The 12,396-nt window shown below is 46.4% G+C and carries 13 protein-coding genes; 2 read left to right on the forward strand and 11 right to left on the reverse strand.

Features of this window, described 5'->3' with window-relative positions:
- Positions 1 to 81: 81 nt before the first annotated feature.
- The 6 genes from era to WBV27_RS05515 form a co-directional block, all read right to left on the reverse strand.
- A complete protein-coding gene (era, locus tag WBV27_RS05490; protein ID WP_424200136.1) occupies positions 82 to 993 on the reverse strand; it encodes a GTPase Era in 912 nt (303 codons plus the stop codon).
- A gap of 10 nt (positions 994 to 1,003) precedes the next feature.
- Positions 1,004 to 1,393 (reverse strand): diacylglycerol kinase family protein, encoded by a 390-nt coding sequence (locus WBV27_RS05495; protein WP_233436849.1) that lies wholly within the window; start codon positions 1,391 to 1,393, stop codon positions 1,004 to 1,006.
- Between the two features lie 7 nt (positions 1,394 to 1,400).
- Positions 1,401 to 1,883, reverse strand: a complete 483-nt coding sequence (ybeY, locus tag WBV27_RS05500) for an rRNA maturation RNase YbeY (RefSeq protein WP_424200138.1) — start codon at positions 1,881 to 1,883, stop codon at positions 1,401 to 1,403.
- A gap of 8 nt (positions 1,884 to 1,891) precedes the next feature.
- A complete protein-coding gene (locus tag WBV27_RS05505) occupies positions 1,892 to 2,878 on the reverse strand; it encodes a PhoH family protein (RefSeq protein WP_424200140.1) in 987 nt (328 codons plus the stop codon).
- Positions 2,879 to 3,081: 203 nt separating this feature from the next.
- Complete coding sequence (gene rpsU / locus WBV27_RS05510) at positions 3,082 to 3,255, reverse strand: 30S ribosomal protein S21 (RefSeq protein WP_086627850.1); 174 nt, start codon at positions 3,253 to 3,255, stop codon at positions 3,082 to 3,084.
- A 182-nt stretch (positions 3,256 to 3,437) separates the two neighbouring features.
- A complete protein-coding gene (locus tag WBV27_RS05515; RefSeq protein ID WP_086627849.1) occupies positions 3,438 to 3,869 on the reverse strand; it encodes a Fur family transcriptional regulator in 432 nt (143 codons plus the stop codon).
- Positions 3,870 to 3,961: 92 nt separating this feature from the next.
- Between WBV27_RS05515 and WBV27_RS05520 the strand changes: the two genes are divergently transcribed.
- Positions 3,962 to 4,789, forward strand: coding sequence for a pyruvate, water dikinase regulatory protein (locus WBV27_RS05520; RefSeq protein ID WP_086627848.1), 828 nt, complete (start codon positions 3,962 to 3,964; stop codon positions 4,787 to 4,789).
- 76 nt (positions 4,790 to 4,865) lie between these two features.
- Here the strand turns inward: WBV27_RS05520 and WBV27_RS05525 are convergent, their stop codons facing one another.
- The 5 genes from WBV27_RS05525 to hisS all read right to left on the reverse strand — a co-directional run bounded on the left by WBV27_RS05525 (position 4,866) and on the right by hisS (position 10,574).
- Positions 4,866 to 5,714 carry a TPM domain-containing protein gene (locus WBV27_RS05525; RefSeq protein WP_424200150.1) on the reverse strand — a complete coding sequence of 283 codons (849 nt, stop codon included), beginning with the start codon at positions 5,712 to 5,714 and terminating at the stop codon, positions 4,866 to 4,868.
- A 28-nt stretch (positions 5,715 to 5,742) separates the two neighbouring features.
- A complete protein-coding gene (locus WBV27_RS05530) occupies positions 5,743 to 6,321 on the reverse strand; it encodes a LemA family protein (RefSeq protein WP_086627846.1) in 579 nt (192 codons plus the stop codon).
- Positions 6,322 to 6,410: 89 nt separating this feature from the next.
- Positions 6,411 to 7,304: a deoxyribonuclease IV gene (locus WBV27_RS05535; RefSeq protein ID WP_424200144.1), complete on the reverse strand. Its 894-nt coding sequence runs from the start codon at positions 7,302 to 7,304 to the stop codon at positions 6,411 to 6,413.
- A 156-nt stretch (positions 7,305 to 7,460) separates the two neighbouring features.
- Positions 7,461 to 9,227 (reverse strand): aspartate--tRNA ligase, encoded by a 1,767-nt coding sequence (gene aspS, locus WBV27_RS05540; protein WP_140185703.1) that lies wholly within the window; start codon positions 9,225 to 9,227, stop codon positions 7,461 to 7,463.
- A 24-nt stretch (positions 9,228 to 9,251) separates the two neighbouring features.
- Positions 9,252 to 10,574 (reverse strand): histidine--tRNA ligase, encoded by a 1,323-nt coding sequence (hisS, locus tag WBV27_RS05545; protein ID WP_424200146.1) that lies wholly within the window; start codon positions 10,572 to 10,574, stop codon positions 9,252 to 9,254.
- 536 nt (positions 10,575 to 11,110) lie between these two features.
- On the opposite strand from hisS, the gene WBV27_RS05550 reads away from it, so the two are divergent.
- Positions 11,111 to 12,396: N-acetylmuramoyl-L-alanine amidase (locus WBV27_RS05550; RefSeq protein WP_424200148.1), on the forward strand; the 1,286-nt coding region annotated here is incomplete at its 3' end.

The following is a 12,396-nucleotide window of genomic DNA, read 5'->3' on the forward strand; positions in this document are numbered from 1 at the left end:
TTTCGAAAAGAGAAGAGTCCGGAAGGCAGCCTCCCAAACTCTTACTGATTGCTATTCATGTATCAATTGAGCACTAACTGATCAATCGTAATCTTTTTGGCGGTAACCGTAGTCCTGCAGATAACTCTGCTTGTCGCGCCAATCTTTTTGGACCTTCACCCAAAGTTCGAGGTAAATTTTATCACCAAGCATCGCTTCGATATCCCGACGTGCCCGGACACCGATTTCTTTCAGCATTTTCCCACCTTTGCCGATGATGATGCCTTTTTGTCTGGCCCGATCGACGATAATGGTTGCATGGACGTGGACTTTATCGTCCTCGTTGCGCTGCATCGATTCCACGACGACTGCTACGGAATGCGGCACTTCTTCCTTGGTCAACTGGAGGATCTTTTCGCGGATGAACTCGGATACGACGAAGTATTCCGGGTGATCCGTCACTTGATCGTCCGGATAGAATTGTGGTCCTTCCGGTATGTATTTTTTGATGGTGTCCATCATTTCATCGACATTGTTCCCTTGAATGGCAGAAATCGGGACCACTTCATTGAACTCATTGTCTGAAGTATAGTCCAAAATGATTTTCAGTAATTCTTCCGGCTTGACCTGATCGATTTTGTTGATGATCAAGAATTTAGGAGTGCGCAGGTTCTTGAGTTTCTCAAGAATGAAATTGTCACCTGCTCCTCTTTTTTCTGCCGCATTCACCATGAACAGCACCAAATCCACTTCATTGAAGGTGCTGTATGCGCTCTTCAGCATGAAATCGTTCAAGCGCGTCTGCGGTTTGTGGATTCCGGGCGTATCGATAAAAACAATCTGGGAATTGTCCGAAGTGACAACGCCTTGAATCTTGTTCCTGGTAGTCTGCGGGACATCGCTCATGATGGCGACCTTTTGACCGACGATGCGGTTCAAAAGTGTCGATTTCCCTACGTTAGGTCTCCCGATGATGGAGACGAATCCTGATTTGAAACCTTCTTTTTTATTCATACAAAACTCCTCAAATTAACTTATAATATAATTCCAAAAACTTGGGCAAAAAAATGATGGCCGCGATCAGGATGGCAAAGAATGCTGTAACCAAGACCGCTCCGGCAGCGATGTCTTTTGCTTTCTTTGCCAGAGGATGATACTCGTAATCGGTCACCAGATCGACCACATTTTCAAATATCGTATTCAGAAACTCCATGATGATGACCAAAAATATACAGAAGATGATCACGATCCATTCCATTGGGCTCGCTCCGAAGAACCAGGCCGACAGGAGCGGTATCAGGCCAAACAAAGCATGACTGCGCATGTTTTTTTCTTCTTTGAGGATAATGCCGATGCCATCCAAAGCATGCTTCACTGAAGCAAAAAAACTTGGATTCTTTCCGATTTTCCCCATCTTTTCCCTACTCGTCTCTTTTGAGTCCATAAGCATCCAGTATCTCTTTCTGAAGACCGAACATTTCCTTTTCGTCTTCTTCCGTCATGTGATCATAACCATTCAAATGCAGGAAACCATGCAACGCAAGGAAGCCTAGTTCTCTTTCGAAACTGTGGCCATAGGACTCCGCTTGTTCAGCGGTCTTGTCGGTCGAGATGATGATATCGCCGAGGTTGGTGGGAAAGGAGCCGGTTATGCTTTCCATGTTGATCGGGAAGTCATCATCCATGTCATCGTTCAGCGCAAAGCTGATGACGTCAGTGGCCTGATCTTTGCTGCGGTATTCACGATTGATTTCCCGGATTCGCTCATTGTCCACAAAAGTGATCGACAATTCGGTGTCGGGCGCCAACTTCAAATACTCCCCCGCAAAAGCAATCAAGGAATGGACCAATTCCGTATGCGCATTCTGTACAGATTCTGTTTCATCAAAAATATCTATTTCCATATAATCGCTCACTTTTCTATATTGTGTTTTGTTTCCTCTTTGACATCATATGCTTTGATGATGCTCGCAACGACGGGGTGGCGCACGACATCATAAGTATCAAAGGTGACAAAAGTGATGTCAGGGATGCCCTGAAGTTTCTTCTCGGCATCGATCAATCCTGAAAGGGCGCCTTTCGGCAAATCGATCTGGGTTTTGTCGCCGTTGACGATCATTTTTGATCCGAATCCGAGCCGGGTCAGGAACATCTTCATCTGTGCGACAGTCGTGTTCTGCGCTTCGTCCAGGATGATGAAAGCATCTTCCAGCGTCCTTCCGCGCATGTAAGCGAGCGGCGCAATTTCGATGACTCCCCTATCCATCAAGCGGGTCGTGTGTTCGACGCCATAGATGGCATAAAGCGCATCATAGACCGGGCGCAAATACGGGTCAACTTTTTCCTTCAGATCTCCGGGAAGGAAGCCGAGATTTTCACCAGCTTCAACAGCCGGACGGGTCAGGATGATTTTTTTTACCTTACCGTTCTTCAGAGCCTCCACAGCCATCACTACTGCTAAGAAGGTTTTTCCGGTTCCGGCGGGTCCTATTCCGAATACGACATCTTTTTTCTTGACGGCCTGCACATATTGCCTTTGGCCGAAATTCTTCGCCCGGATAGGCTTGCCTGCGTATGACCTGCCGATTTCCTCCTCATAAAGGTTTATGAAGAAATCGAGGCTTCCGCGTTCGGACATTTTTATAGCTGTGACGATATCTGTTTGTGAAATAGGGATGCCGCGCGCTAACAATTCCAAAAGTTGCTTCAACAGGGAGCGGGCCTTATCGACAGCCGGCTCCTCGCCACTGATTTCGATTTTCATGCCGCGGCTTGTAATGGTCACATGCAAAGCATCTTCCAACATCTTCAGATGCTTATCCTGCGATCCAAATAATTGAGGCAAAACGGATGCGTCCATCACTTCAATTTTCTCTGTTTTATTCACTTTATCGGTCAAACAAGCTACACTCCTCTTTTTGGGGATTTTTTTCACTGCTTATTGCTAATAGTATAACATAAAGCGGCATGTCTTATGAAAATATTTATCCCCCATGTGTTCAAGGCGCTTTTTCTGGACGACAAAAAAATGGAATGATACGGAGATCATCCCATTCTTTATCGATTAGTCTCTAAGAATTTTAGAAAGCAAGCATCTGGCTGTTAGAATTTACGTTTTCTGGCAGCTTCAGATTTCTTCTTACGTTTCACACTTGGCTTTTCATAAAATTCATGTTTACGAGCGTCTTGTAGAGTTCCAGTTTTTGAAACAGTACGTTTAAAGCGACGAAGAGCATCATCAAGAGATTCGTTTTTACGAACAACTGTTTTTGACATTAAATATTCCCTCCCTCCGAGCATTAAAAGTAACGTTTCCTTTTGAAAAATAAGAAATCAAAATGAAATTGTTCTTTTGATATTATATCATAGGAGAAAGCAATTGCAACGTTTTATTGCAAAACAAAAGAGTGTATCATCAAAATCGGTTAAAGCATCAGTCTGGCTGTCTTCACGAAGGACTACGCATTCGCCAAACAATTCTTGCAAACACCAAATATTTCGAAGCGATGGGACGAAATTTGGCATCCCTCCAACTGTTGCTCAAAGAAATCCATCGGACACATCTGCAAAGCAATCGTCATCCCGCATTGTTGACAAATGAAGTGATGATGGTGGTGTCCCTCGTGCAAACATGTGATCCGGAACAGTTTTTCGTTGTTCAATTCTGTTTCTTCCAAGATCCCAACTTCCACAAAAGTGTACAGGTTGCGGTATATCGTGTCATAGCTGAGTGTCGGATATTCGTCCTGTAACGCATGCAGAACTGCTTTTGCAGACAGATAGCGGTTAGCTTCCACAAAAACCGTAATGATATCTTCTCTTTTTTGGGTATATTTATAACCTTGTTTCTTTAATTGCTGCAGTGCAATGGTTACGGTATCTACCGGCATCATTTTCCCTCCCGACTCTATCAATTTCAAATTGACTATAGTATATTATTAGTGAGATTGCAATCATTAAGATTCAGAAAGGATGAAATTATATGGAGCAACAGGACCTACATTTTGTCATCATATCCGATTCGGTAGGAGACACCGCCAGGAAAGTCCTCCAGGCCGTCTTGGCACAATTCCCATCGATAACTGTTCATATGTATCATTATCCATTCATCAGAAAAATGAAAGATTTGGAGCCTGTATTGGTAGAGGCTAAAGAACTGAAAGCATTTGTTATCCATACTTTGGTCGTCGAAGATTTGAGTGAATACACGGACAGTTTCTGCGCTGCAGAGGACTTGCCTTGCTATAACATATTGAAAGCATTGGTCAGTGATATCACCGAAAAGACCGGGCAGCAGCCTATCCGGAGAGCAGGCGCCCTGCATCGTTTGGATGATGAATACTTCAACCGGATCAGCGCCATCGAGTTCGCAGTCAAGTACGATGACGGGAAAGATCCAAAGGGTTTCTTGGATGCCGATTTGGTCCTGCTGGGCGTTTCCCGCACTTCAAAGACGCCACTATCCATGTTTTTGGCGAACAAGACCATCAAAGTGGCGAACCTGCCGATCATGCCGGAAGCCTCAGTGCCTGACGAAATTTGGCAAGTGGATCCGAAAAAAATCGTCGGATTGACAAATGATGCTGAGGTATTGAATAATTTCCGCAAGGAGCGGATGATCGCCTACGGATTATCGCCGGAAACCATTTATTCGGACATGGACCGCATCCGGGCTGAACTGGAATACGCCTATGAATTGTACAACAAATTGGGTTGCATCGTCATCAATGTATCCAAGCGTTCTATAGAAGAAACAGCCGCCATCATTATGAGCAGCATCGAAATTTCCGATACAACCATCATTCCCTGAAAACAAAAGAAGAGGACCCGATTTTTGAACCGGGTCCTCTTCTTTTGTTTTCATATTCATTGCCGCAACAGCTCCGTTAAAACCCTCTGCTGGATCCGCCGCCTCCGGAAGAACCGCCTCCTCCGAAGCCGCCGCCTCCGCCAAAGCCACCACCACCGAAACCGCCACCGCCATACCCTCCACGATGATTGTTGCCGCGGTAACCGCCACCGCCACCGCTAAGAAGCAACCACCACAACGGATTCATTCCGCCGCCGCGTCCACCGCGTCCGCCTCTGCCTCGACCACCAAAAAAGAAGGACAACAGCAAAAGGATGAACAGGAATTGGACCAGATCGGCGAAGAATGATGAATCGCCTTCAGAGTATTGCGTTGTATCGACAGGATAGCCGGAGAAAATCACTTCGTCATCATATTGGTATTCCTCATTGACGACAACCGCCGCCTCCGTAAAGATTTCTTTCAGCCCGCCATCGAAATCATTGGCCGAAAGATAATCCAGATGATTGTCCAGGATCCTGCCGGTCCTGCTGTCCGTGAGGGCACCTTCCAGACCGTATCCGATTTCGAAGCGGATTTCCCTTTCCTCCAGAGCCAACAAAATCAGCACACCATTGTCTGCATCCGCCTGGCCGATTTCCCACTTTTCGAACAGGTCGACAGAATACTCCTCGATAGTCTCACCTTGCAGTGAATCAACTACCGCCACAACAATTTGGGGCTTTTCTTCCGTCAATTCATATTGCTCATTCACGCTCAGGATGAATGATTTCGTTTCTTCGGAGAGCGTGCTGCTTGGATCATAGACATAAAATTCGGTTGTCGGATCAGGCAATGCTTGCGCATGTTTGGATGGCGCGAACGCCATCGAAAAGAAGAACAGTCCCAAAACCACAAGCAATTGCCATCGCGCCTTTTTCCTCATTTGAAACAAAGCATCATCAGCCCCTCAATTATTCATCGTCTGTATTCAGATCTACACTTGGAGCAGTTTCAGCACCGCTGACCGCTTCAAAATAAGATTTTTCATCAAATCCGAAAAGGCCGGCCATGAGCGATCCCGGGAACCGTTTTACTTTGTTGTTGTACTGTTGGACCGCTTCATTGTAACGATCCCTCTCGACCGAAATTCTGTTTTCGGTGCCTGCCAACTCATCCATCAGAGCCGTGACTTGTTCGTTCGATTTAAGTTCCGGATAGTTCTCGACAATCACCAAAAGACGCGAAAGTGCGGATTCCATTTCATTGCTGGCTGTAACCTGTTCTTCGGTCGTTTGGGCACTGCCGATTCTGGCACGGGCATCAGCGATTGCGCCGAACACTTCCTGTTCCTGTTCCATGGCGCCTTTTACCGATTCCACCAAGTTGGGGATCAGATCATACCGTCTTTGGAGCTTAGTTTCCACATTCGCCCACTGGACATCGACATTGCTCTCCTCCGTCACCAAACCATTATAGGAGCTGATCAATGGCACTCCCAACAACAACACTGCAATAAAAACACCGATTAAGCCTTTCAACCAACCTTTCATCTTCCCATCTCCTTTATTCTTTCATTTCGTGCTTGCATACAATTATCCCTTAACCTCGCCAAATTCGCATCCATCCAAAGATGTATTTCTTACTGGTTCAGGATGTCTTCCAATAAGCTCGGATTGAATGTCTGCGATTTCAGCATATCCAATTCGAATCGGTAAGGTGCCTTCTTGTTCTTTTTGTCCTCGCCGACGAACGGCGTCTCCAATATTTTCGGCAAATCCTGCAGTTGCGGATGGTGAACAATTTTGTTCAAGGTTTCAAAACCGATGGTGCCGAACCCGATGTTAGCATGCCTGTCCTTATGGGTCCCTCTTTCGTTTTTCGAGTCGTTGATATGGACCATTTTCAAACGTTCCAGGCCGATGACGCGGTCGAACTCTTCCAAAACACCGTCGAAGTCCTCTTTGACGTTATAACCCGCATCATTTATATGGCACGTATCCAACGTTACAGACAACTTGTCGTTGTAGACTACCCCATCCAGGATGGCCGCCAGTTCCTCAAACGTCCGGCCGATTTCTGTGCCTTTTCCGGCCATTGTTTCCAACGCAATCTGTGCTGTCTGACTTGGCTCCAGTACTTCATTCAAGCCTTTGATGATCTGTTTGATGCCTATCTCAGAACCGGCACCGACATGCGAACCCGGATGCAGCGTAATTTGTCTTGCTCCAAGAGCTTGCGCCCGCACGATTTCATCGCGCAAAAATCCGATTGCGAATTCAAAATGATCCGGTTTTGTGGTATTGGCCAAATTGATGATGTAGGGTGCATGCACGACCAGCTCAACCAAACCATGCTTCGCCATATAGTCCATGCCTTCCGGAATATTCATCTCATCGACGCTTTTTCTCCGGGTATTCTGCGGAGCGCCTGTGTAGATCATAAACACCGAAGAACCGTATGATGCTGCCTCCTCCGCTGAGCCCAACAGCATTTTTTTACCGCCCATAGAAACATGTGAACCTATCTTTAACATATCTTCACCCTTTTATTGTGTATTATCCTAAAAAGCATTTTCGCCTTCAATAAACCCAGAGACGAAAAAAACAAGCCTTATGATACGATTATTGTATCATAAGGCTTGTTTTCCTTACCATCAGATGCTCTTTTTAGTGCAATTGTTAGTCCGATGTTAGTCCAATGAAGCGATTTTCAGGCTCAGTTCTTTCAACTGAGCTGCGCTTACTTCGCTTGGAGCGTTCGTCATCGGGTCGAAAGCTTTCCCGTTTTTAGGGAACGCGATCACTTCGCGGATGTTCGATTCGCCAGCCAACAACATGACCAGACGATCCAGTCCTAAAGCGATGCCGCCATGTGGTGGGAAGCCATAGTCGAATGCATCCAACAAGAAACCGAACTCCTCTTCGGCATCTTCTTTGCTGAAGCCAAGTGCCGCAAACATCTGTTCCTGCACTTCTCTTGTGTAGATACGCAGAGAGCCGCCGCCGATTTCATACCCGTTCAAAACGATATCGTAGGCTTGTGCATAGACTTCTTCCGGGTGGTCGGCTAATTTGGCAAGATCTTCGTCATTTGGACGAGTGAATGGATGGTGCATTGCTGTGTAGCGTTTTGCGTCCGCATCGTACTCAAGCAATGGCCAATTTACAACCCAAACGAAAGCAAATTGGGATTTGTCGATCAGATCAAGATCGCGGCCGAACTTCAGGCGCAGCTCTCCTAATGCTTGATAGACGATCTCTTTTTTATCAGCAACGAACACCAGCAAGTCGCCAGGCTCCGCATCCATCAGTCTGATCAATTCTTCGCTGTCTTCGGTGAAGAATTTAGCCACGGCGCCTTTCAGTCCGTCCTCTTCGACTTTCATCCAAGCCATGCCTTTTGCGCCGTATTGTTTGGCGTACTCGATCAGGTTATCCATGTCTTTGCGCGAATAGGCATCGGCTTTGCCTTTGACGTTCAAGCCACGGACTTGGCCGCCGCTTTCGCTGGTCGCTTTAAATACGTTGAACGAAGAAGTTTTCGCAAATTCATTCATGTCGATCAGTTCCAACGCGAAACGGGTATCCGGCTTATCGCTGCCGAATCGGTTCATCGCTTCATCGTAGGAAATGCGCGGGAATGGAGCCGGAATGTCTTTGCCCAAAACGTCCTTCATGACTTTCTGAAGCATAGTTTCGGTGATTTCCTGGATTTCAGCAGCAGACAGGAAACTGGTTTCGATATCGATTTGGGTGAATTCCGGCTGTCTGTCACCGCGCAGATCTTCATCACGGAAGCAGCGAACGATTTGATAATAGCGGTCAAAGCCTGCGCCCATAAGCATCTGTTTGAAAAGTTGCGGTGATTGCGGCAGTGCATAAAATTCGCCTTGATGGACACGGGATGGAACGATATAGTCACGCGCACCTTCCGGAGTCGATTTCGTCAAATAAGGTGTTTCGATGTCCATGAAATTCAAGTCATCCAAATAGTTGCGGACAGTGCGCGTCGTTTGGTGGCGAATTTTCATGTTGTTCATCATTTTGTCTCTTCTTAAATCGATGTAACGGTATTTCATGCGCAATTCATCGGATACGTTCAGATCGCCTTCGATATAGAACGGTGGTGTTTTCGCTTTCGCCAAAATCTCCACGGATTCCGCTTCGATTTCGATTGTGCCTGTGCCGATGTTCGGATTGATCTGATTTGCTTCACGAAGGACTACTTTACCTTTGACCTGCAGGACATATTCCCCACGGATCGTTTCCGCAATGCGGAACGCTTCTTCATTGAATTCTGTGTTGAAAACGACTTGGACGATGCCTTCGCGGTCACGCAGATGGATAAAGATCAATCCGCCTAAGTCTCTTCTTTTGTTAACCCAACCATTGGCGACGACAGTCTGTCCAACGGTTGCTTCCGTAAATAATCCGCAATACTCTGTTCTTCTATCCATTTTCACTACCCTTTTCTGTATGTTCTAGTCTTCTTTTCCGAAAAATTCATTGAAAGCTGTCATATCTGCTGTCTGTGTTTTGTACACTTTATCAAAATCAGCGTAAATCTCAGTCAACGCCACTTTCTGCTCTTTACCGGTCGACATCACTTTGAATTGCACTTGTTTGTTGTTCAATTCATCTTCGCCGATGGTAAGCACTACTTTGGCCCCATTTTTCGTGGCGGTTTTGAATTGTGCTTTGGCTTTGCGATCATGGAAGTCCCGGTCCGCCGAATACCCTGCTTGGCGTGCGTTTTGGACCAATTTCAAGGATTCGATGTTCGTAGCTTCTCCCAGACCGACCACATAGACATCCAACTCGGATAGTTTCGGTACATCGACTTGCTGATCCTTCATCAAAAGGATCAGTCTTTCCAAGCCCATCCCGAAGCCAAACCCAGGCACTTCCGGTCCGCCGATTTCCTCGACCAAGCCGTCATAACGGCCGCCGCCGCAGATGGTCGTTTCCGCTCCGAAGACTGCGGATGAGGTCATGATTTCAAAAATCGTATCCTGATAATAATCGAGTCCTCGGACCATGTTGCTGTTGATCGTGAAGGGGATTTCCAATGCCTGAAGCATTTCCTGAACCGATTCAAAATGTTTCTTCGAATCTTCCGACAGGAACTCCAAAATGCTCGGTGCCTGGGCAACGATTTCCTTATCGCGCTTGTCTTTGCTGTCCAACACGCGCAACGGATTCTTGTGGAGACGGGTCTGGGATTCTTTGCTCAGTTCATCATGGAAAGGTTCCAAGTAGGCGATCAACGCTTCGCGGTATCTGATCCGATCTTCTGTCTTGCCCAACGAATTGATGACCAATTTTAGATCGCCCAAATCCAATTCTTTCAATATATCCCATGCCAATGCCATCGTTTCGACATCTGTCGCCGGATTGACGCTTCCGAAAACTTCGACACCCAGTTGGTGGAATTGACGCATTCTTCCGCCTTGTGGTCTTTCGTAGCGGAACATCGGGCTGATGTAATAGACTTTCAGCGGTTTCGGATGTTCAGGACCGAACAGCTTGTTTTCGACATAAGCCCGGACCACTGGAGCCGTCCCTTCTGGCTTCAACGCGATGTGTCGTTCGCCTTTGTCGTAGAAGTCGTACATTTCCTTCGATACGATGTCACTCGTGTCGCCGACCCCTCTTGAGAACAGTTCATAGCTTTCGAACATCGGGGTGCGGATTTCTGAGAATTGATAGTCATGCAGTAAGATGCGGGCTGTTTCTTCCACGTATTGCCAAATTTCTGCTTCCTGCAAAAATATGTCGGCAGTCCCTTTTGGTTTTTGTATCATTTTTATAACCATTCCTTTCGCTTCATACTGTCTTTTGTCTGAAAAAAAGCAAAAAAATAGCCCTCTTTCCATCATGGAAAAGGACGATTAGTCAGACGTGGTGCCACCTTTATTCGAAAGCATAGCTTTCCTTTAACGAGTAACGTTCGTGGCGTAATAGCTTTTCACTATTAATCCTCCAACCTGTCTTTCGAATAAACGTTTGGGAGTGCTCTCAGCCGCGGCAATCCTCTCTGAATCAAACCAATCTATTCTACTTCGATCTTCACTGGACATTTATAATTTCCTTAACGATACAAGATAAGCACCGAATTGTCAATACTGTTTTCATCATATTTTCACTTTCGGGGCCAGCATAGTCAATCGCATATTTTGTGTCGGACGGCTGCGTCGCGGTTTAGCTTTGTCCATATAAGGAACAGATCCATAATTTCTGAAAAGGCTTTGCATTGGATACCGTATATTTGCTATAATGATAGAAGAATTGAACAATTTTTGTAAATTTTATGCATCCCAAACCAGAAAGGAGACAACTAGTGAAGACTATCGCAAAAAATAGACATCTGTTCTTCTTAACGCTTTTTTTGTTATTTGTCGGATTGGGCTCCTTCGGTACGGTAGCATTAGCCAACTATACTACGGTCAGCATCTCCGCCAGCATCGTAAACGTCCGGTCCGGTCCAGGATTATCCTACGACATTATGACGCAAATTCAAGGCGGTTCCTCAGTCAATGTTTTGGCCGATAAGAACGAATGGTATAAAGTCCGGCTTTCGGACGGAAGAATCGGTTGGGTAGCCAGTTGGTTGATCAACAACACCGAAATCGCGGCAACATCCGAATTACTGGCAACAGTCCTTGTGCCCTCCGCCAATGTTCGGCAGGAGAATAATGAATCGTCCGAAGTTGTCGGAACGGCCAGTGAAGGCGAAAAATTCGCTCTGCTATATGAAGAGAACGGCTGGAGCCAAATCCAGTACAACAATAAGGTCGCTTGGATTTTGTCGGAGCTGATCGAAATTTCACCAGGCAGCATCCAGTTGGCGCCGGAAACAGTCGATACCACTGCGGTTGTTGCAGACGATGCTAATCCGAAAGTGATCATCACGATGGATGGCGTAAATGTCCGCAGCAGTCCTTCGACAGGCAGCGATATCCTGTTCATTGCTGAAAAAGGCGAAGAGTACGAACTGATCAGCGAATCCGGTGATTTCTATAAGATCCTTTATGAGGGAAACAAGGAAGGTTACGTCGCCTCCTGGTTGGTGGAAACATCCGAGTCACTCAATACGCCCGTCACTGCGTCATCGACCACCACGCTTGCCGAAGCGACCATCGTAATCGATCCGGGCCACGGAGGGGAAGATCCAGGTGCGGAAGGTACTTATATTTACGAGAAGGAAGTAACACTCAAAACCGCTCAAGCGGTGGCTGAAAAATTACGCAGTGCCGGAGCAAACGTCATTTTGACGCGCACCTCTGATGTTTACGTAACCTTGGAAGATCGGGCAGAAATGAGTAATGTCAACAACGCCGATCTGTTCATCAGTCTGCACTATGATTCCACCGCAAGCGGTACTTCCGCGACCGGCTTCACGACCTATTATTATGCTGATGCGGATATTCCGTTGGCAAATCTTGTCGATGATCACCTTGCCGACACTTTGCCGTTTCAGGACAATGGATCCAAATTCGGCGACTTCTTGGTCACACGCGAAAATGAGCAACCTGCCCTGTTGTTGGAGCTCGGCTATATGAATAATGACTCCGACGTCAAGACCTTCAATTCCGATTATTATCGCTCGTTGGTGGCAGAAAGCAT

Source organism: Trichococcus sp., from assembly GCF_049589555.1.
GTDB lineage: Bacteria > Bacillota > Bacilli > Lactobacillales > Aerococcaceae > Trichococcus.